At 38.6% G+C, this 20,894-nt stretch carries 21 protein-coding genes and 1 pseudogene; 19 read left to right on the top strand and 3 right to left on the bottom strand.

The window, feature by feature from the left end; genetic code table 11:
- Positions 1-3: 3 nt before the first annotated feature.
- The 5 genes from ACXAE4_RS20435 (at position 4) to ACXAE4_RS20415 (ending at position 2,380) form a co-directional block, all read left to right on the top strand.
- Positions 4-777 (top strand): nucleotidyltransferase domain-containing protein, encoded by a 774-nt coding sequence (locus ACXAE4_RS20435; protein ID WP_033578452.1) that lies wholly within the window; start codon positions 4-6, stop codon positions 775-777.
- Positions 774-1,031: a DUF2533 family protein gene (locus ACXAE4_RS20430; RefSeq protein WP_013082381.1), complete on the top strand. Its 258-nt coding sequence runs from the start codon at positions 774-776 to the stop codon at positions 1,029-1,031. Before ACXAE4_RS20435 ends, ACXAE4_RS20430 begins: the two co-directional genes overlap by 4 nt.
- A gap of 105 nt (positions 1,032-1,136) precedes the next feature.
- Positions 1,137-1,451 (top strand): hypothetical protein, encoded by a 315-nt coding sequence (locus tag ACXAE4_RS20425; RefSeq protein WP_013056168.1) that lies wholly within the window; start codon positions 1,137-1,139, stop codon positions 1,449-1,451.
- A 130-nt stretch (positions 1,452-1,581) separates the two neighbouring features.
- Positions 1,582-2,043, top strand: a complete 462-nt coding sequence (locus tag ACXAE4_RS20420; RefSeq protein WP_013056169.1) for a divergent PAP2 family protein — start codon at positions 1,582-1,584, stop codon at positions 2,041-2,043.
- Positions 2,044-2,104: 61 nt separating this feature from the next.
- Positions 2,105-2,380 (top strand): DUF6123 family protein, encoded by a 276-nt coding sequence (locus tag ACXAE4_RS20415; protein ID WP_013082383.1) that lies wholly within the window; start codon positions 2,105-2,107, stop codon positions 2,378-2,380.
- 6 nt (positions 2,381-2,386) lie between these two features.
- On the opposite strand, the pseudogene ACXAE4_RS20410 reads toward ACXAE4_RS20415, so the two are convergent.
- A pseudogene (locus ACXAE4_RS20410) lies at positions 2,387-2,786 on the bottom strand (reverse transcriptase-like protein).
- A gap of 219 nt (positions 2,787-3,005) precedes the next feature.
- Between ACXAE4_RS20410 and ACXAE4_RS20405 the strand changes: the two are divergent.
- From ACXAE4_RS20405 to ACXAE4_RS20395, 3 genes are read left to right on the top strand one after another with little or no spacing between them, the layout of a single operon-like run.
- The gene (locus ACXAE4_RS20405) at positions 3,006-3,659 is read left to right on the top strand and encodes a ribonuclease H family protein (RefSeq protein ID WP_034266558.1); all 654 of its coding nucleotides are present in this window, start codon (positions 3,006-3,008) and stop codon (positions 3,657-3,659) included.
- Positions 3,660-3,688: 29 nt separating this feature from the next.
- A complete protein-coding gene (locus ACXAE4_RS20400; RefSeq protein WP_013056173.1) occupies positions 3,689-3,871 on the top strand; it encodes a zinc-finger domain-containing protein in 183 nt (60 codons plus the stop codon).
- A gap of 56 nt (positions 3,872-3,927) precedes the next feature.
- Positions 3,928-4,200: a DUF2564 family protein gene (locus tag ACXAE4_RS20395; protein WP_028414030.1), complete on the top strand. Its 273-nt coding sequence runs from the start codon at positions 3,928-3,930 to the stop codon at positions 4,198-4,200.
- Positions 4,201-4,259: 59 nt separating this feature from the next.
- Here the strand turns inward: ACXAE4_RS20395 and cspD are convergent, their stop codons facing one another.
- Positions 4,260-4,463, bottom strand: coding sequence for a cold-shock protein CspD (gene cspD, locus ACXAE4_RS20390; RefSeq protein ID WP_013056175.1), 204 nt, complete (start codon positions 4,461-4,463; stop codon positions 4,260-4,262).
- A 275-nt stretch (positions 4,464-4,738) separates the two neighbouring features.
- Here cspD and ACXAE4_RS20385 point away from each other — a divergent pair, with 275 nt between their 5' ends.
- The 3 genes from ACXAE4_RS20385 (at position 4,739) to ACXAE4_RS20375 (ending at position 10,943) form a co-directional block, all read left to right on the top strand.
- Positions 4,739-5,026: a hypothetical protein gene (locus ACXAE4_RS20385; protein ID WP_028414029.1), complete on the top strand. Its 288-nt coding sequence runs from the start codon at positions 4,739-4,741 to the stop codon at positions 5,024-5,026.
- A gap of 302 nt (positions 5,027-5,328) precedes the next feature.
- The gene (locus ACXAE4_RS20380; protein WP_028414028.1) at positions 5,329-6,570 is read left to right on the top strand and encodes an MFS transporter; all 1,242 of its coding nucleotides are present in this window, start codon (positions 5,329-5,331) and stop codon (positions 6,568-6,570) included.
- Positions 6,571-6,737: 167 nt separating this feature from the next.
- Positions 6,738-10,943: a tetratricopeptide repeat protein gene (locus ACXAE4_RS20375; protein WP_475236752.1), complete on the top strand. Its 4,206-nt coding sequence runs from the start codon at positions 6,738-6,740 to the stop codon at positions 10,941-10,943.
- A gap of 30 nt (positions 10,944-10,973) precedes the next feature.
- Here the strand turns inward: ACXAE4_RS20375 and ACXAE4_RS20370 are convergent, their stop codons facing one another.
- The gene (locus ACXAE4_RS20370) at positions 10,974-12,269 is read right to left on the bottom strand and encodes a purine/pyrimidine permease (protein ID WP_034266563.1); all 1,296 of its coding nucleotides are present in this window, start codon (positions 12,267-12,269) and stop codon (positions 10,974-10,976) included.
- A gap of 252 nt (positions 12,270-12,521) precedes the next feature.
- On the opposite strand from ACXAE4_RS20370, the gene ACXAE4_RS20365 reads away from it, so the two are divergent.
- The 8 genes from ACXAE4_RS20365 (at position 12,522) to ACXAE4_RS20330 (ending at position 20,893) form a co-directional block, all read left to right on the top strand.
- Entirely contained in the window at positions 12,522-13,346 is an 825-nt protein-coding gene (locus ACXAE4_RS20365; protein WP_028414025.1) for a M55 family metallopeptidase, read from the top strand.
- 14 nt (positions 13,347-13,360) lie between these two features.
- Complete coding sequence (locus ACXAE4_RS20360) at positions 13,361-14,290, top strand: ABC transporter permease (RefSeq protein ID WP_028414024.1); 930 nt, start codon at positions 13,361-13,363, stop codon at positions 14,288-14,290.
- Position 14,291: 1 nt separating this feature from the next.
- Positions 14,292-15,230 carry an ABC transporter permease gene (locus ACXAE4_RS20355; RefSeq protein WP_028414023.1) on the top strand — a complete coding sequence of 313 codons (939 nt, stop codon included), beginning with the start codon at positions 14,292-14,294 and terminating at the stop codon, positions 15,228-15,230.
- Between the two features lie 4 nt (positions 15,231-15,234).
- A complete protein-coding gene (locus tag ACXAE4_RS20350) occupies positions 15,235-16,233 on the top strand; it encodes an ABC transporter ATP-binding protein (RefSeq protein ID WP_028414022.1) in 999 nt (332 codons plus the stop codon).
- Between the two features lie 23 nt (positions 16,234-16,256).
- Complete coding sequence (locus tag ACXAE4_RS20345) at positions 16,257-17,900, top strand: peptide ABC transporter substrate-binding protein (protein ID WP_475237357.1); 1,644 nt, start codon at positions 16,257-16,259, stop codon at positions 17,898-17,900.
- An 88-nt stretch (positions 17,901-17,988) separates the two neighbouring features.
- A complete protein-coding gene (locus ACXAE4_RS20340) occupies positions 17,989-18,933 on the top strand; it encodes a S66 peptidase family protein (RefSeq protein WP_028414020.1) in 945 nt (314 codons plus the stop codon).
- 31 nt (positions 18,934-18,964) lie between these two features.
- Positions 18,965-19,873, top strand: a complete 909-nt coding sequence (locus ACXAE4_RS20335) for a C40 family peptidase (RefSeq protein WP_289578838.1) — start codon at positions 18,965-18,967, stop codon at positions 19,871-19,873.
- Positions 19,874-19,885: 12 nt separating this feature from the next.
- A complete protein-coding gene (locus ACXAE4_RS20330; RefSeq protein ID WP_475236747.1) occupies positions 19,886-20,893 on the top strand; it encodes an ABC transporter ATP-binding protein in 1,008 nt (335 codons plus the stop codon).
- The last annotated feature ends 1 nt before the right edge of the window (position 20,894 follow it).

Raw genomic sequence — 20,894 nt, 5'->3', positions numbered from 1 at the left:
TTTATGTCTACACACATAAATAAACGTTTACAGGAAATTGAAAAAGAATATAATGTAGAAATTTTGTTTGCATGTGAATCAGGCAGCCGTGCTTACGGACTCGACACGTTAGCGAGTGATTTTGACGTCCGCTTTATATATAAATATAAAGCATCACGCTATCTTCATCTCAATAGACCTCAAGAGGTCATTAATGTAGCAGAAGGCAATTATGATATGCAAGGGTGGGATTTGTACAAAACCATTTATTTGTTTACAAAATCAAACCCTTCGCTTTATGAGTGGCTATGGTCGCCTTTTGTTTATTATCAGAAGTCATCGTTTGCTGAGCCACTCCGGCAAATGATGGCTCAATCATATTCCTTAAAAGCATTGGGATATCATTATTTTAAAATTTTAACGATAAATAGTAAAAGAAATCTGACATCTTCTGTTACAATAGAGGATATAAAAGTGATGCTCCAACTGATTCGTGCATTTTTATCACTGAAAGTAGTAGTAAAGCAGCGCAGTTTCCCTGTCATTTTATTTGCCGATTTATGTAAGCAGGCAAATCTGGACGATAGGCAGCAATCCATCATTGAGCAATTTGTACAATGCAAGATAAGCGGGAAAGTCGCTTTTAATGAAAAGATGAAAAACTTTTTGGATAGCATTAAGAAAGAATCTGCAGCGATAGAAAAAAACTTAAAAGAATTACCGGAAAAGCAAATCAGTTATGAGGACATTAACTTATTTTTACTAACTCAGCATAATATAATGGAGGAACGAACATGAGTGTACATAAAGAAATTTCAGCCCATTCTAAAAAACAGCACGAATTAGTACGTGCTTTTGCCAGCTTAGAAGCTCGACGTGAGCAAGCTATTGAAGCAGCTGTGCTTCTCTGCAAAGAAGGGAAGCCCTTTTCTGTAGACGGTATTAACGCTGTAACAGCAGAAATTAATGAGCTGTCTCAAAAATATACCATCATTCCAGGCCGTAAAGTAGTGACGGAAGAAATGGTTAAAGAGTACGTAGCAAGAATATAAACGTGCTAAGCTCTGGTGTTTTTACCTTAATTTGAACAGGATATGACGTGCCGCTTGATCCATACTAATAGTGTACCAACGAGGTACAAATAGGAGGAGATAGCGATGGGTCGTCAAAAATTAGGTAATAAAAATGCGCAAGCGAATAACAATGCAAAGCATAATTATAACCAAGAGTTCTCTTCTGAGTTTAAAGCAAATCAGGCTCAAAAAGCAAAGCGTGCAAAAAGTGCAAATGACACTTATGCTGGGGAGTTTGCTTCTGAGTTCAACGTGCAACAAAACCAAAATAATTCTGTTAACAAGAAGTTAGAAGCTAATAAAAGTGCAAATAATCAATATGGACAAGAATTCGGCTCTTATGCTGAAGTTGAATCTGCCAAAATGAATAATGCTGCACAAAAAAAGCGTAAAAAATAACAGAACTGTTTCCAAAAACGCCGGGATTAGTCTGCTCTGTCAGCAGATTAGCCCGGCGTTTTTTGTTGGGCAATATTTGCTTGGGTACAAGATGTCAATCCATCGCAAACTATAGATGAGGTGAAGCAATATGAATAAAGGAATTGTCATTGCTCTTTCATCAATCGGTTTAGCACAAGCTTTAAAAATCCCAATTAAAAAGTATCAAACAGGAAAATGGGATATGCGGATGATTGCTGCGTCGGGTGGAATGCCAAGCTCTCATTCAGCCGGCGTATCTTCTTTGGCTACCTATGTAGCATTAAAAAGAGGTGTTTCTACGATTGACTTTGCGTTAGCATCTGTTTTTGGAATTATTGTGATGTACGATGCACAAGGAATTCGAAGGCAGACTGGCGAAATTACTATTAAAGTGAATACGTTAGATGAAGAAATTGAAAAGCTTGCGGGTCTTCCAGACGGAGGCTTTCACGATTTGACGGAACAGCGCTTGAAAGAAATGCTTGGTCATCAGCCAGAAGAAGTGATTGGCGGAGCCATTTTAGGAGTAGCACTTGGAGCAATTGGCTATTTTTTAGAAGGGAAATCATAGTCAAATAGCCAAAAGTAAGCTAAGATAAAGAAGAACCTTTGCAAAAGGATGGGACGAAAAAGTGACAAAAACAGCTCAAACCGTTGAAGAGTATCTTCTTTATCTTGAAGAAAAAGGCTTTCATTTAGCAGAAGATGCACGTGGATTTATTTCATTTGGTCAGCAGTATACGCGTGCAGCTGACGAGATGGTCATATTTACAATTGAATGGACACTAAAAGTACAAAAAGAATTTGACGGCAGTTTTTTTGTATCGCTCCTCGAGAATTTGACATCAAATCGTATTAGCAATCAAAAACAAGCCATTCAATATTTAAAGTCATCAGGTATGATTTAAGCAGGATTACATTCCTGCTTCTTTTTGATTAATGGCTTGTCTGGCCAGCTTGATCAGCACCTGCATTTTGAGAGCTAGGGATCCACTTTATAAAAAATAAATCAAATTGACTGGACAATTTGAGGGCTTCTTCCAGTAAAGGAGCAAACGCTTTATTTTTAACGTGTTCTTGGTTCATTGCGCGGTCTACTAGCTGAGAGTCTGTTCGAAAAGATACGCTCGTATACTTTTTTTCTAAACAAATTTTTAATGCATGAAGAAGTGCATGGTACTCTGCTTCATGATTCGTCATTGTCCCAAGAGCAATAGCGTAACGATGATGTTCACCATTTCCTTTAATTAAAATACCAGCTCCAGAAGGACCAGGGTTGCCAGCAGTGGCTCCGTCTATATAAACTTCAATCATCATACAGCCTCCTTGTTAAAACAATATAAGCTTAAACCATGTTTTTTCATCAATAGTATTGTATCATAAGTACTTCAGCTATTTTATATTAGCACGTATAAACGCTAAAATCCGCTTATTAGGTAAGAAAACTGTCATGAAAAGACATAATAGAAGATAAAATACAAAAAAGCAGAAAAAGTGTTGAATTCAAAATTGCTGATGAAAGGAATGCTCGTTATGAATTTCCAAATTGAATGGCATTATAAATCCTCGAAACATAAACAGTTAATTTTCACATCCGATTTCACAGATGCGAATGAGGCGCTAATGATTGTGGGTGATTTAGAAAAAACAGGTCGAACGAAGGAAATTTTTCTACTTGATGAGCAGCAGCAAAAATGGACTGTAAAAGAAGCGAAAAAGCTCTTACAGGAAGTACAGACAGAGCCTCACGATATTGTGGCATATTTTGACGGAGGCTATGAGCATGATACGCTTTTAGCGGGGCTTGGGGCTGTGATTTATTTTAAACAGAACAACCAGTCTTACCGAATACGACGAAACTCAAGACTGCAAGAGATAGAATCAAATAATGAGGCAGAGTATGCTGCTTTTTATTATTTAATACAAGAGCTTGAGGAACTTGGTGTTCATCATATACCGGTAACGTTTAGAGGTGACTCTCAGGTTGTATTAAATCAGCTTGCAGGGGAGTGGCCCTGTTTCGAAGAAGAGTTTAATCGGTACTTAGATCGAATAGAAGATAAAATGCAGGAACTTGGTATCCGACCGGTATATGAGCCTATTTCAAGGAAGGAAAATGAAGAGGCCGACCAGCTTGCGACTCAAGCTCTTCAAGGGATACCAATTGCTAGCAGGAAGCAAGTGTAACACACAGAACGAAATGGAGATGAACGAGAGTGGAACGTAAACAATTATTAGAAGAAGTAACGGAGTTATTGGATTACTACTGTAGTGATTGTTTTGTAAAAAAAACGTTTAACAAAGAAAAGGGCAAAACATACGCTCAGACGTTTTGTATTAAAGAGTGTACCGTAGGAGAAAAGATTAAGCAGTATGGAGATTTGCTGACTAAAAAGTAAGCGTGTATAATTTGTCGGCAGCAGCTTCATTCTATCCATATGGAGGTGTTCTTTCAATGGATAAGTTTTCAAATGAAGAAGTAACAACAGGATATAATGATTTAAAGCAAGTAGAAGTGTCCATTCAATCTGCTCAAAAGATGATTGGGACAGCTACGATGAGTATGAGTCCTCAGCAGCTTGAAGAGGCAACGAATGCGCTTAATGATGCAAAAGCACAGCTTCAATCTGCCAAAGCTCATGGCACAGGAGTAGACGAGCAATTTCTTCAGCAGTGCATGCAGTCTATTCAAACATGTGACCAGCAGCTTACTGAGGCCAAACGCTAGGTATAACAAAAAAGAGACTCAGAAAAGAGTCTCTTTTACTATAAAATAAAAAGATCTATTTATGATAGCTTAGTGACATTAGCGGCTTGTGGGCCTCTATTGCCTTCTACAATTTCAAAAGATACCTCTTGTCCTTCTTCCAAGGATTTATAACCCTCGCTTTGGATGGCAGAAAAATGTACAAATACGTCGCTTCCGCCTTCAACTTCAATAAAGCCATAGCCTTTTTCATTGTTGAACCATTTTACTTTACCATTTTGCATAACTTGAATCCCCCTAGTACTGTGCAGCATCATGCTGCTGAAACTCGAATTATCATTTCCAATAGAGGTAAATGATTGTTTATATTATATAATAAGAAGAAATAAAATTTCAATATTAAAATTTAACTTTTCTGAAAATTAAATTTTATTTAACGTGGACATAGTCTATTTTTAATAAAAAAATTTCTTGTGAGATGAAAAATAACTGAAAATTTAGTTTATAATAAAAGTATAGTCAGCATAATTTTAACGCGGTGATAAGGAGTGGGTCGTGTATGTATCGTACACAAATAAATGGAAAAGAAATCATTTTGTTATTTTCAACGCTCGAAGCAGCAAAGAGCCGCAGCAGCCTAGAGAAAGAACAAATTTATAAGCGCGTATTGCATTTAAATGAGCAGCTGTTAATGTTTCAAAATGGAACAAGCTTCACCATTGGTGATCCGTTAGGATTAATTGTAGCTCAAGTGAAAAAAAGCGATTTGACAACCATATATATCGAACATATTATTGATAAACAGTTTATGTATGATGGAGATGGTCATCGAGGTGAAGTAGTGTAATAAGATGACGCCTATATATGAAGAAGCGTACGGAGATACTCGTACGCTTCTTCATATATGGGATTAAAAACATGTGTTTTTACAAGTATTAACAAGAATAAATAACAAAGTTCAATAAATTAAAGAAGAACAGTGAAACCATGAATAGCAATCACCTTTTTAGCTAAAAAATATAGATACACATCATCTTATGTAATGAGATAGTTAAGCTTTGAAATCAATGAACACGAGAAGTTTTATAAAGCTTAAATTGAAAAACGTGTGATTGTGACGTTAATTAGAAGTAAGGTTTGGAGGACGCTATGGAAAGTAGAAAAAAATTGGATTTACTTGCTCTTGCTTCTGTGCCACTTATCATGACCCTCGGAAATTCAATGTTAATTCCGGTGTTGCCGGTGATTGAAAAACGTCTACAGATAAGCTCGCTGCAGGTATCCATGATTATCACGGTCTACTCAATTTTCGCTATTTTTTTAATCCCGATTGCTGGTTATTTATCAGATCGATTTGGCCGCAAGAAAATTATTATTCCTAGTTTGCTGCTTGCTGCAGTAGGAGGGGCTTTAACAGGCTGGGCTTCATGGCAAATGGCCAATCCATTCTGGGTTATTTTAATTGGCCGCGCGATTCAAGGAATAGGTTCAGCAGGGGCTATGCCTGTTGTGATGCCTTGTGTAGGAGATATGTTCAAAGACGAGCAAGAAATTACAAAAGGACTAGGTTTAATTGAAACAGCTAATACGTTTGGGAAAGTACTAAGCCCAATACTGGGAGCTTTTTTAGCGGCTATGATTTGGTTTCTTCCTTTTTGGTTCATTCCTATTCTTTGCCTTATTTCGATTCTTTTAGTTATCTTTTTAGTAAAAGTTCCGAAAAATGATAGTTCTTCTGAATCTGAACAAAAAAAGAAAAGTATCACGCAGTTTTTGAAGGATTTGAAGAAGACGCTCAAAGAAAATATTGGATGGCTTATGGCTATTTTTATTTTAGGCGCCATTATTATGCTTGTATTATTCGGGGTTTTATTTTACCTATCGACCATACTAGAGGAGCGTTATCATATTGTGAATACGAAAAAAGGCTTGGTAATGGCTATTCCTTTGCTCGCTTTATCTATTTCTTCTTTTGTGGCGGGGAAAAAAGTTGGCAACAATAAAATCGTTATGAAGTGGTCTGCTTTTTTTGGCTTTTTATTGTTAACATGTTCTTTCATCATTTTATTTTTTAATACGTCTCTTTTTAGTATTTTACTCACTTTAGTGCTTGGTGGAATTGGAATTGGAGCAGCTCTTCCCAGTCTTGATGCACTTATTACAGAAGGAATTGAAAAGGAAGAGAGAGGAACCATTACGTCTCTTTACAGTTCGATGCGCTTTGTCGGAGTGGCAGCTGGGCCTCCTCTTTATACATTGCTTATGAAGTGGTCGGACATGGCTGTGTTCCAAACGTCTCTAGGGGTTAGTGCAGTAGGTGCCATTTTAGTTTTAAAAGCTATCAAACCAAAACCTGAAGGCGGCGTAAAACTGAAGAAAGCTGAAGTGTGATTTTACGGGGCTGTCTTATGATAAAAGACAGCTCTTTGCTATTTAAAGACCCGTCAATATGCTTAAATTTATATTGTGTCTAGAAAAAATCCTTGAAATTTCTTATACTTCAATTTATAGACAGCATATGCAATAGTTCTTATTTTATTGAATAAGGTGGTTTTGAATTGAGTATAAATTATCAGAAATTAAAAAGCATGGTGGATCATTACCAAATATTTGATCTAGTAGCGTATATAACAGAAGAAGTACAAAGCCTTCAACCAAAGAGCCTTGCGGGGATTGTGAAAGAATGGTTAACAAACTTACAAACGGAAGAAGAGCTGTACGAGCTTATCCGCTTTTGTGATGAGGCTTTATTAAATCGTGTAAGCCGAATGTTAACGACATATGGCTATCGTCGATTTGGCTCGATTCGAATGGTGACTCTTTATTGCGATGATCTCCTGCGCGAAGGAAAGATACTCGACGCTGATGATAGACTTTCTTTATTAATTTCTCAGCTGGATATGGAATCAGTTAAAGAGGAACAGCTTGAGAAAATCTATTTTTTAAAGGTAAGAATTCTTTTAGAAATGAAACAAGTGGATGAAGCTTCTAAGTGGATGAAACAAGTAACGTCACATAATCAAAAGGGTATGGCTGACAGATGGGGATATTTTTATTTGCAGCTCAACGACAGAATGAAAGCTGAAGCCTGCTTAAAAGAAGGAACAGCATATAAGGAGAATGGAGATTTTTGCTATGCAATGCTCGCGGACTTATATGCGTATGAAGGGAAGCATGAACAATCGCTTGAAACAATTAACGAGGCTATTGTTCGCTATCCACAGCTTCCGTCTTTATATATGGATAAAGTGATGCGATTAAAAGATTTGAAAGAGTATTCTCTCTTGCTTGAAACGATTGAATTTATCGACTCAAAGTTACCCTATCACGATTATCAAGATTTTTTTACGCTGCTGCGCGCCGACATTTATTTTGAACAGCAGCAGAAATCTCAGCTTATGCATCTGCTCTCGACCAAGCGATGTTTAAAAGATTCACCTTATCAAAAATTAATCGGAAAGCATACAGACGATAAATTCAGTACAATCAAGCTTCCGATTGTACCCATCGTTCAAAAAGATAATTATTGCGTGCCAGCCAGTATGAGTATGATGTTAAGGCTTTTACATACCGAAAAAACACAGGATGAGATTGGAACGCGTATTTACGGCGGCTTAGGATCCAAATTATCAACTGCGGTGAGCTACTTTGAATCTCTTGGCTTTGCAGCGATGTTTTTCACAGGCACAGTTGAACAGTTTAAAGAACTATTAGACAAAGGGCTGCCTATTTTGGTCAGTCTGGAATTTGAACAAGCTTCCCACGTTCAAGTTGTATTTGGCTACGATGATGAACTTGAACTTTTCCATGTACAAGATGCTAATTTTCTAAGTCCAACATATGTAGAATATAAAAATTTTGATCAGCATTACGCTAATTCGGGGTTTTTATCAATTGTTGCTTCTAAAGCGGCAGCGGATTTCGCTTCACTTTCGAAAGAGCAAGATGAGTTTATCCGTCAGCTGTATGACTTAATCGAACTAGTTGAAGCGGATGAAGAGGCCCACATTAACGATCTCGTTTCTTTATTAAAAGCAAATGAGCATGTTCCATTTTCCGCTATTTACAGTATGAAGCATTTGTACAGAAAAGAGCATGAAGCCTATATTCGTACGTGTATTAATCATGTGTTAGAGAAATATAGCAATCATGATTATCTTAAGCTTCACGCCGCATATGCCTTTTTTAAACTTGACGACAGTAAGGGAGCATCTTCCTTGTTACACCACATAGATAACAAAAAGCATAGCTCTTTTTATCACTATCTTAAAGGAAGAATTGCGCTGGATGAAGAGAAATATGATGAGGCTGTTGAAGCACTGCGCAGCTCGCTGCAATTAGACGTAGAACAACATTTGAACTGGAGCTATTTAGCACTTGCATACATGTACCAAGGAAACCTCGAAAAGGCTTTTGAATGCTCGACTATTTCCTTAAATATGTATAGTGATGAATCTTATACACAAATCAATCACGGACTTATTTTAATGGAGAAAGAAAGATACGCAGAAGCCAGAAATGTTTTCGACGAGTTAGTAAAAGAAAATCCAAATGATGCGCACAGCTGGTTTGAAAGAGCACGTTGTGATGAACATTTAAAAAAGTTTCGTAAAGCTTACCGGGGATTTAAAGTAGCTAAACAGCTTTTGCCGACTGTTCCTTATCCATATCTTTCGATAGCTGATTTGCTACAATATCAACTAGAAAAAACAGATGAAGCTGAAAGCTACCTCAAAGAAGGCATGAAGCATCTCCCGAGCGACATGACAATTCGAGGAAGACTAGGCGATTTATACGTTGCGAATCAAAGGTACGAAGAAGCTATTGCTCTGTATAAAGAAGGCTTAAAAATAGAGGAAGATGCCCTTATGTATTTGGGCTTATCTTATGCGTATCTAGAAACAGGTGAAGATTTAACGGCCGTTGATACGCTCACGCTTATTGCGCAGAAGTTTTCATCGAACAGCGACGTCATGTTGGATGCAGGCAGCATGCTTTTAGATGCAGCAAAACAAAAGGAGCTAGACAATCAAACGTTAGAGTTTGGATTTGCTCTTTATGAAGAAGGAATTCATTTTGCTCAAACAGCGTTAGATGAAGTGTTAGAAGCATATACGGGTTATTTAGAAGACACGGCGTTATTGACTCGTGGAATTAAGTTTTTAACTGCAGAACATCAAGAGCACCCTAATGAGATTTTGTACATGTGCTATTTAGGTATATTATACGAACAGGCCAAGCAGCTAACAAAAAGTGAGAAACTTTATCATCAAGCGCTTCGTATCAAGCAAGATGCTTTGCCATATTATCGGCTAGGTGAAATATATCAATCAATGAATCGCATCACTGAAGCAAAAGAGGCCTTCCAAAAGTGCTTAACTCTTGATAAAACATTTGAAGCCGCTTGTATGAAGCTTGCCGAAATGGCTTGTGAAGAACAAAATCGAACGGCTGAAAGAAATTGGCTGCTTCAATGGATACAGCTGAATCCTATGGAAGTAAACGTTGAGCACGTAGCTTCACTTTGTGAAACAGAGAAAGAGTATGAAGAGCTGTTAGAGGTATTAAAGAGCGTAGAGGAAATTGTGCTGCCTCAATGGCTCGCTGACAGCCAGGCTCATGTGTATCGCCTAAAAGGAGACATTTCACAGGCTGAAGCGTATCTAGAGAAGGCTCTTGAACTAGATCCACAGAATGCAGCTATTCGCCATCATCAGGCAAAATGGCTCATCATGGAACAGAGATATGAAGAAGCTAGAAAAGTTCTTACAGAGTTGCTAAGTGAGGATCCGGAAGATTACGCTCTATTTCAAACATTCATGTCTAGCTTTCCAAATGGAAAAAAACTGTCCGGGCTTACGGCAGATTTAAAAAAGATAAAAATGGAAAAACAAAGCAAAAGTTTGTTATTTAAAAACGCAGCCGAGGCTTTAAATGAGTATGCCGATTCGGTCGTAGAAGAGCAGCAAGGATCTATCTTCAAACGAAGCTTAGCAAAATTCAAAGCAAAAGCAAAAACGGTTACGCTGCTTGGCTTAACGATTGAATTGTATGAACTTGCCATAAAAACGGATCGAAATAATAAAGAGGCTGTGCATGCATTTGCGGCTTTTTACGAAGAGAAAGGGTTGATTGAAGATAGCATCACCGTGCTGAAAAAATCGCTGCATCAAAGCTGGGATTTTGATGTTGCCTATCATTTAGCCAATATACTCGTTAATATCCAAGAAAATGAACAGGCTGCACATGAAGCGCTAAACTTAGTTCAAAAACTTCTCAAACAGCAGCCAAATCATATAGATTTGCAGATATACCGGGCATTTATTTTGAGTAGCCTTGAAGAGGTAGAAAAATCAGAGGCTGCTTTTCAAGAATTACTTCAGCAGGAGATTTATCAGCCTGACATATATGCAGGACTAGCAAAACTGTATAATAAAACGGAACGTTATCATGAAACTGTTCAGCTTCTTCAAAAAGCAATTGAACAGCATCAAGAGTATGAAGGAATGTATACCGATTTAGGTATCGCGTATCATTTAGAAGGTGAAACAGAAGCAGCAGCTTCGCTTATGATAACCAGAGTAGAAAGCGGAGACGAAGATCTTTTTATTCGCTATAACTTGGCATGCTACCTAGCTGTTCTTGGAAAAACTGCCTCTGCTCAGGAAGAGTTGGATTATGTTTTAGCGCACGATGAAACGGGAGAATTTTATGAAATGGCTATGGAAGACGATGAACTAAAAGGATTAACGGTAAAAAGGTAAAAAAAGAAGCTGAGTTTCAGCTTCTTTTTTTTATCCCTCTTTTGCATCTTGTCTTTTCAACGAAAGTGATTCGAAAATTTCCAGTGCAAGAATGATAATGGTACCAAGAACTAATCCATTGCTTAAAAACGTAGTAACTAAAGGAGGAAGTGTTGAAAAAGCTTGAGAAGGCAAAAACATAACCCCTATCCCCGACAGCAGCGCAATACCTGCTTTTTTCATTGCTTTTTCGGGCTGTTTGGCATGCTTGAATTCTCCAATTCCAAGAGCCATCATACCTGTAAAAACAGGAAAGATTGCCGCGTATCCGACGGCAGGAGGAAGAGCGGACATAATGGATGTTAAAGGGGTAAAGATACTCAGAAAAAGCAAAAGACACGATGCTACAATAAAAGGAACTCGGCTATAAATATTTGTAGCTGAAATAAATCCACCGGAACCTGAAATAGGAACGGCACCGACACCTGAAAACAATCCTCCAAGCAGCTGGCTTATACCCGAAACCATCCCGGAACGTTTAATATTGTCTTTTTCAATTTTTTCTCCTTTGTGTTTATAAACAGACTCAACAACACGAATAGAAGCGAGCATGTTTGTAATTAAAATGAGTGTTACAAAAAAAGCAGTAACAACCATATTCCATTCAACGCGAGGAGCTCCGAATACAAACACTTTAGGTATGTAAAATAACTGCGCCTGAAATTCGATAGGTTTAGCTAACCCTAACATTGCAAATACTCCCCAGCCTACACCAATACTAATAATAATGCTGAGTTTATTTAACGTCCGGTGTGATAATAAATAAAAAGTCAGCAGCAAAATCGCAGCTGAAGTCAGCGCAATTGGAAGTTTAATAGCTGAATTCGTTTCTGTAATGCCAAACATTCCTTTTAAAAAGGAACCGCTGAGCTGCGTCACTAATAAAATTAAATATGTACCGGTAACCGTTGGAGTAAAGTATTTTGCTAGTTTATCAATGAGACCAAACAGGCTCATTAAAATAGCAATTATCCCGCTTATAAGAAGGGTGAACTGCAGCACGCGAAGCGTTTCGGAGTGAGAACCAAACAGAACGGTTCCAAGACTCGCATACAGAGAAAAGACGCCCCACCAAACGCCAGCTGGCCCTTCCATGATTGGGTATTTATGCCCTATAAATACCTGCAAGAGCCCGGATAAAGCCAAAATAAATAACGTTCGCTGTAAAAATTGAATAGAATCTGCTGCGTTTAAATGAAACTGAGAAGCAATTACAATAGGAACAATCATACTATTAGAAATCATAAATAAAAACCATTGTAGCGAAGCAATGGAAACTCGAAACATTCTTAACACCTCAATTAATGCCGACGAGCGGCTGAATGAACCAACAGGTTGCTCTATTATTTTACCATGGGATTTCCAATTTGTAAGCGATATCTTGTTAAAAGGATGACGAGTAAAATGTCAAAAGATTCAATATATTTTTGTAAAAAGAAGAAAGATAATTTATAATTTTCTTACAATTATAAATTATAAACATAAGAATAATTTATAATGAACTGACTAACAGTCAAGGAAGGAGGAGGGATAAGACAAATGAAACTATACCTGTCGGTTGATATGGAAGGAATTACAGGACTCGTCGATCACACAAATGTTCTGCGAGAGAAAGAGAATTATGAAAGAAGCCGCAAAATAATGACGGATGAAGCGAATGCAGTCATTTATGCAGGGTTTAGAGAAAAGTGCTCAGAAGTTGTGGTAAATGACAGTCATTCGAGTATGAATAATCTCCTTGTTGAACGGCTTCATCCAGAAACTCAGCTTATTTCAGGAAGCGTAAAACCATATTCAATGGTACAGGGATTAGATCAGACTTTTGATGGTGCTATATTTCTAGGGTATCATGCTAAAGCATCCATGCCTGGTGTCATGTCTCATTCAATGATATTTGGTGCTCGCAATATGTACATAGACGATATGAATATTGGAGAGTTAGGCTTCAACGCATACGTCGCAGGCTATTGCGGCGTGCCAGTTTTAATGGTAGCTGGTGATGACCAAACGGCGCTGGAAGCACAGCAGCTTATTCCAAACGTGACGACTGCTATCGTCAAACAGGCCATTTCACGTTCTGCAGCCAAAACATTAACCCCTAAGAAAGCAGAACAATTACTTCAAGAAAAAACAGCCGCAGCTATTCAGCACAAACACCTTGTTAAACCTTTAATTCCACCTAAACACCCAACCTTACGAATAGAATTTGCAAATTATGGTCAAGCAGAGTGGGCGCATTTAATGCCGGGCACAGAAATTGAACCTGGAACGACGACCGTTCGGTTTCAAGCAAAAGATATTTTAGAAGCTTATCAGGCCATGCTTGTTATGACTGAATTAGCTACGCGCACAACATTCTGTTAGAAGGTGGGATAAAGGTGAAAAGTTATATTTTAAAGCGATTTTTATCCATGCTTGTTACGCTGTGGGTAATTGTGACCTTAACCTTCTTTTTAATGCATTCGATTCCTGGATCTCCATTTAATGAAGAACGAGCGACAAGCGATGCAGTTCAAAAAAACCTGGAATCATTTTATCACTTAGATGAGCCGCTAGCTGTGCAATATGTTCTTTATTTGAAATCCATTGTTACCTTTGACTTTGGTCCTTCTATTAAACAGCCGTCTCAAACGGTTAACGACCTTTTAGGAAGAGGGTTTCCCGTGTCATTTGAACTTGGAATGGTGACGTTAATTCTTGCGGTGATTTCCGGTATTACACTAGGCATTATCGCTGCTCTTAGAAGAAACGGAATAATTGATTACATTGCGATGAGCATAGCAGTTATCGGATTGTCGGTTCCAAATTTTGTTATGGCCACCTTGTTAATTCAACAGCTTTCTGTCAATTTAAAAATTTTACCCGCTGCTACGTGGACGAGCCCTTTACATATGATTCTTCCGACTCTAGCTCTTGCCACAGGTCCTATGGCTATTATTGCACGTTTGACTCGCTCAAGCATGATAGAAGTACTGACTCAAGATTATATTCGAACAGCGCGTGCAAAAGGGCTTTCGCCAATGAAAATTGTATTTAAACACGCGCTTAGAAATGCTTTAATGCCTGTTATAACAGTTCTTGGAACGATTGCAGCCAGCGTATTAACTGGCACATTTGTTATTGAACAAGTCTTTGCTATTCCTGGCATGGGGAAATATTTTGTGGACAGTATTAATACGAGAGACTACCCCGTAATTATGGGCACTACGGTCTTTTACAGTTCGATTCTCATCATTATGCTTTTTTTAGTAGACATTGCTTACGGAATACTTGATCCACGAATCAAACTGTATAAGAAGGAGGGATAACGTGCTGGAAAAACAGGAGTATAAGCAAATTCCTGATGAGTGGTTTACGCCAAAGAAAAAAAAGAAATCTGAAGCCGAAGCAGTTGTAAGGCCGAGTCTTTCTTATTGGCATGATGCATGGCGCAGGCTTGTAAAAAACAAGTTGGCCATGCTGGGTCTCTTTTTTTTAGTCATCCTCGTTGTGATGGCTATATTCGGTCCTATGTTTTCACCCTACAGCGTAACGAAAGCCTCTTTTACAGAGCAAAACCTTCCTCCTTCAGCTAGTCATTGGTTTGGAACGGATGACTTAGGCAGAGATATGTACACTCGGACATGGTACGGGGCTAGAATCTCTTTATTTGTAGGGCTGATGGCAGCGCTTATTGATTTTATCATCGGTGTCATTTACGGGGGCTTCTCAGGCTATAAAGGAGGAAAAACAGATAATGTCATGATGCGCGTAATTGAAATTTTATACGGTCTTCCTTATTTATTAGTGGTAATTTTACTAATGGTAGTCATGGGACCCGGGCTTTCTACGATTATTGTGGCACTTTCCGTTACAGGTTGGATCGGGATGGCGAGAATTGTACGGGGGCAAGTATTGCAAATAAAAAACTATGAATACGTGCTTGCATCCAAAACGTTTGGAACAAAAACAAGCCGTATCATTAAGCGAAACCTGCTTCCAAATACGATGGGACCGATTATCGTTCAAATGACACTAACCGTACCAACTGCCATTTTTGCTGAAGCTTTTTTAAGCTTTTTAGGGCTGGGTGTACAGGCTCCTTATGCGAGCTGGGGAGTAATGGCAAACGATGGTTTATCAACGATTCTATCAGGCTATTGGTGGCGTTTGTTTTTTCCCGCGTTTTTTATTTCTCTTACCATGTTTGCTTTTAATGTCCTTGGAGACGGACTGCAAGATGCACTTGATCCGAAATTAAGGAGGTAAGCAAATGGAAAAAATAATCCGAATCAAAAACTTACACGTACAGTTTTCAACTTACGGAGGGCAAGTTCAAGCTGTAAGAGGCGTTAGTTTTGATTTACATAAAGGAGAAACCCTAGCGATTGTAGGAGAGTCAGGTTGCGGAAAAAGCGTAACATCTCAAAGTATCATGAGGTTAATTCCAACACCTCCGGGCAGGATCACAAGCGGCTCTATTTTATTTAAAGACCAGGATTTAACAAAACTATCAGAAAAGAAAATGCGAGACATTCGAGGCGCTGATATTTCGATGATTTTTCAGGATCCTATGACTGCGCTTAATCCAACTCTTCGCGTAGGTGAGCAAATTGCAGAAAATATTATGCAACATGAAAACATTTCAAAAGAAAAAGCCAAAGAAAAAGCATTTGAAATGCTGGAGCTAGTCGGAATTCCAAATCCTAAAGAACGCCTAAAGCAATATCCTCATGAATTTAGCGGGGGAATGAGACAGCGTATTGTAATTGCAATGGCCCTTGTATGCAACCCCGAAGTGCTAATTGCTGATGAACCTACCACAGCCCTTGACGTCACAATACAGGCGCAGATTTTAGAATTATTTAAGGATATTCAGCAGAAAACGGATGTCTCCATTGTTTTAATTACCCATGATTTAGGTGTAGTTGCTCAGGTAGCTGACCGTGTTGCCGTAATGTATGCAGGAAAGATTGTAGAAATTGGAACAAGAAGAGACATCTTTTATACGCCGCAGCATCCGTATACAAAAGGATTGCTGCGTTCAGTTCCTCGGTTAGATCTATACGAAAGTGAGCTTGTGCCTATTGCAGGCTCACCTCCCGATTTATTTGCACCTCCATCTGGATGTTCGTTCGCACCTCGCTGTCCTTACGTAATGGAAGTGTGTGATCGCATGTATCCTACGTCGACAAAGCTGAAAGAAAGTCACCAAGTGCACTGCTGGCTTCAAGATGAGAGAGCCCAAAAATTTGTAACAACTATAAGCTAGATTTATAGATGAATAGCGAACTTATGAAAGAGGGGAAAATGATGAAAAAAATAGGGTCTTTACTAATGATGTGTGTACTTATATTTGCACTTGCTGCCTGTACGGCCACAAAAGATTCAGGCGCGGAGCCAGAAAAGAAAAGCAGTACAGCAAAAGAAGACGGTAAGGTCCTTTATATGAATAATGGCGCAGAACCTACGTCTTTTGATCCGCCTATTGGGTTTGATTCATATTCATGGAATATGCTTAATAACTTAATGGAGGGGCTGACTCGTTTAGGAAAAAGCGATGAGCCTGAAGGAGCAATGGCCGAGAAATGGGATATTTCTGACGATAAAAAAGTCTATACATTTCATTTGCGAAAAGATGCTAAATGGTCAAATGGAGATGACGTAAAAGCAAGTGATTTTGTGTTTGCATGGAAGAGGCTGTTAGATCCTAAGACTGGTTCTCCAGCGGCGTTTTTAGGCTATTTCATTCAAGGTGGAGAAGAATTTAATACGGGTAAAGGCAGTGCTGATCAAGTAGGAGTCAAAGCGCTAGATGACAAAACTTTTGAAGTTACGCTTAAAAGTCCGCAAGCCTATTTCTTAAGCGTAGTTTCCAATCCAGCGTTTTTTCCAATTAATGAAAAAGTAGCAACAAAAAATCCGAAATGGTTTGCAGAAGCAGATTCGTTTGTTGCTAATGGTCCTTTCAAATTAACTCAATGGAAGCATAACAGTAATCTAGTAATGGAAAGAAACGATCAGTACTGGGATGCTAAAAATGTAAAGCTCGATAAGGTAAAATGGGCAATTGTTGAAAATACAAACACAGAATACCAAATGTATCAAAATGGAGAACTAGATGTTTCTGAAATTCCATCGGATTTAAGTGAAAAGCTGTTGAAAGATGGAGATGTTCATATCGAAGACCAAGCGGGAACTTACTTCTATCGCTTTAACTTAGATAAAGAGCCCTTTCAAAACAAAAATATCCGTAAAGCATTCGCAATGGCTGTAGATCAAGATCAAATTGTTAATTTTGTTACAAAAAATAAAGAAAAACCAGCTCGCGGGTTTGTATCATACGGATTTAAAGATGCAGATGGAAAGGATTTCCGTAAAACAGGCGGCGACTTACTAAAAACAGATGGCAAAGAAGCAAAAGCACTTCTGAAAAAAGGAATGAAAGAAGAAGGATATAAAAAGCTGCCAGCTATTACGCTAACATACAGTACAGACGATACACATAAAAAAATAGCAGAAGCACTTCAGCAAATGTTCAAAGAAAATCTAGGTGTAGATGTGAAGCTTGCCAATATGGAATGGAATGTTTTCCAAGAAGAACAAAAAGCGTTAAAGTTTCAGCTGTCACGAAGTTCGTTTTTAGCTGATTATGCAGATCCAATCAACTTTTTAGAGAGCTTCCAGACGGGTCATTCAATGAACCGTACAGCTTGGAGCAATAAAGAATATGATAAGTTAATTAAACAAGCTATGAATGAAACTGATAATAAAAAACGTTTTGAGCTTATGTGTAAAGCAGAAGGTATTTTATTTGATGAGATGCCGATCATTCCTATTCATTTCTACAACTATGTGTTTTTAATAAAAGATAACGTATCTGGAATTGTTCGTCATCCTGTTGGCTATTTAGATTTGAAGTGGGCAGATAAACAGTAAAGTGGAACTTTTCGTCAGAGGGGATTTCAATTCCCTTCTGACCCAAGTTTCACTTTCTTCATTTCTTTACACAAAAGGAGTGTAGCAAATGATCAAACCAAAACGATTAAAAAAAGGTGATACAGTAGCTGTTATTGCACCTGCTAGTCCGCCTAATCAGCACAATCTAAAAAAAGGACTAGAATATTTGAAGGAAATAGGATTAAACGTAGTAACGGGTGCGCATTTATATAAAAAAAACGGGTACTTGGCAGGGACTGATGAACAGCGAGCAGCCGATATACATGCGATGTTTGCCAATAAGGAAGTAAAGGCAATTATCTGTGCATGCGGAGGGTACGGGACTGCTAGGCTTGCCTCGCAATTAAACTACAATTTAATTAAGCAAAACCCAAAGATTTTTTGGGGATATAGCGATATTACGTTTTTACATACCGCTATTCATCAGCGCACAGGTTTGGTTACCTTTCACGGGCCAATGCTTTCGTCGGATATCGGAAAAGAAGATGTTCATATAGAGACGAAGCAAGCTTTTTATCAATTATTTTCTCACCGTTCTTTTTACTATACGGATCAAATTAGCCCGCTCGACACTATTTGTGAAGGAGAAGCAACTGGTCAGCTGATAGGAGGAAATCTGACTTTGCTCGTGAGCACGCTTGGCACTCCATTTGAACTAGATACGAAAAATAAAATTTTATTTATTGAAGATATTGACGAAGAGCCGTATGAAATTGACCGCATGATGACACAGCTGTATATGGCCAATAAACTGCAGGATGCAGCGGGAATTCTTATCGGAGATTTCCATAACTGCTATCCTAAAAAACGTACAGAGTCGCTTTCACTAGAAGAGGCATTAACAAGTTACCTGACTTCTTTAAAAAAGCCTGTTATGAGAGGGTTTCGCATCGGGCATTGCTCGCCTCAAACAGCTGTGGGAATTGGAAGTTATGCCACGATGTCGACTTATGAACAAATGGTGGAATTTGAATCCGGTATTACATTACCAAAAGATAAAGTCGAACGCTGAAGGTTAAACCTGCAGGGAGGAGAAATAAGTGATGGATAAAAAAGCGTATTACGTTTGTGTGGCTGTGGCGACTGTGTGGACTTCCTGTGACTCTTGCAGAGAAATAGATGACAATGCAACAAGTGTCCCAGTAAAACTGGATAAATGGCTGGAGCAATTAACGTATACACGTCGGTTGGAGCTTTGTGAGAAAAATTTAGTTCAAACGCAGCTGTTACTAGGAGAAGAAGTATATGTAACGGAACTGAAAGGTAAATGGGCAAAAATCGTTATTCCTTCTCAGTTTTCTTCTAAAGATGAAAGAGGATATCCCGGGTGGGTTCCTTTCCACCAACTGATTTCCCAAGCTGAATATTCTCCATTGAATAAACCAACGGCAGTGGTATCAGCAGCGATTGCGACACTGCAGCTAGCGGAAGAAACCTTGCAAATTAGTTATCAAACGCAGCTGCCTCTTTTAAAAGAAGATAAAGAATGGCTAGAGGTTCAAACACCGGTTGGCACTGGGAGAATAAAACGTCAAGATGCTGTTGTAATAGAGGATAGAAACCGTAAAACAACAAAAGGAACTGGAGATATGATTATTGCAGCAGGAGAACAGTTTTTGAATCTTCCATATTTATGGGGGGGTATGAGTGCTTGGGGATATGATTGTTCCGGGTTTGCCTATGCTACTCATAAAGCAAACGGCTATCTTATTCCAAGAGATGCCACCGATCAAGCAAGGAAAGGCAAAGAAGTAGGATTAGACTCTATTCAACCCGGAGATTTATTGTTTTTCGCTTATGAAAAAGGGAAGGGGTCTATCCACCATGTTGGTATTTGTTATGGCAGAGGAAAAATGCTTCATTCACCTAAAACGGGTAAAACCGTCGAACTGATTGAATTAAAAGGAACGCTTTATGAAGAAGAGCTGTGCGCAGCCCGGCGCTATTATTAGGAGGTGGCAGTTATGACAGCGAAGCATTTGTTAGAAGTAAAGCAGCTGAGCAAATATTTTTCAATTACGAACAAGCAGGTTTTGAAAGCAGTAGACGGCGTGTCTTTTTATATTTCAAAAGGAGAAACCTTTGGACTTGTTGGTGAATCCGGCTGCGGAAAATCCACTGCCGGGCGAACAATCATTGGATTGTATAACCGTACATCAGGAGAGGTGCTTTATAAAGGGAAAAACGTGCATGAGCTATCAGAGAAAGAAAAATTTGCTTTTCATCGTAATATGCAAATGATTTTTCAAGATCCATATGCTTCACTGAATCCTCGTTCTACCGTAAAGGAGATTATCTCAGAACCAATGGAGGTTCACGGACTTTATTCCAATAAAAAAGAAATGCTGAACCGGGTGTATGAGCTGCTAGAAGATGTGGGGCTAAATCGTGATCATGCCAACCGCTATCCTCATGAGTTCAGCGGCGGGCAGCGCCAGCGCATAGGGATTGCGAGAGCTTTAGCGTTAAATCCAGAATGCATTATTGCAGACGAACCTATTTCTGCTTTAGATGTATCTGTACAGGCTCAAGTAGTTAATTTATTAAAAAAACTCCAAAAAGAAAAAGGGTTAACTTATTTATTTATTGCACATGACTTGTCGATGGTAAAGCATATAAGCAGTCGTATTGGAGTTATGTATTTAGGGCATTTAGTAGAATTAACAACAAGTTCGGAGCTGTATCAAAAACCGCTTCACCCATACACTCAAGCTCTACTGTCAGCTATTCCTATTCCTGATCCTGACGTTGAGGATAATCGGAAGCGGATTGTTCTTAAAGGAGAATTGCCAATCCCCATTAACCCTCCCTCTGGCTGCGTGTTTAATACGCGCTGTCCTCTTGCAGTAGCAGCCTGTAAGACTCAAAAACCAGAGTGGCAGGAAGTTGAAGAAAATCATTTTGTGGCCTGCCACTTATACAATCAAAAGATAATGAGTACCAACTATATTGAAACAGCTGCGACAAAATGAT

This window comes from Priestia sp. ABM2_011 (assembly GCF_056158845.1).
Note: the sequence above shows the minus strand (reverse complement) of the source record. Positions and strands in the feature narration are given on the sequence as shown.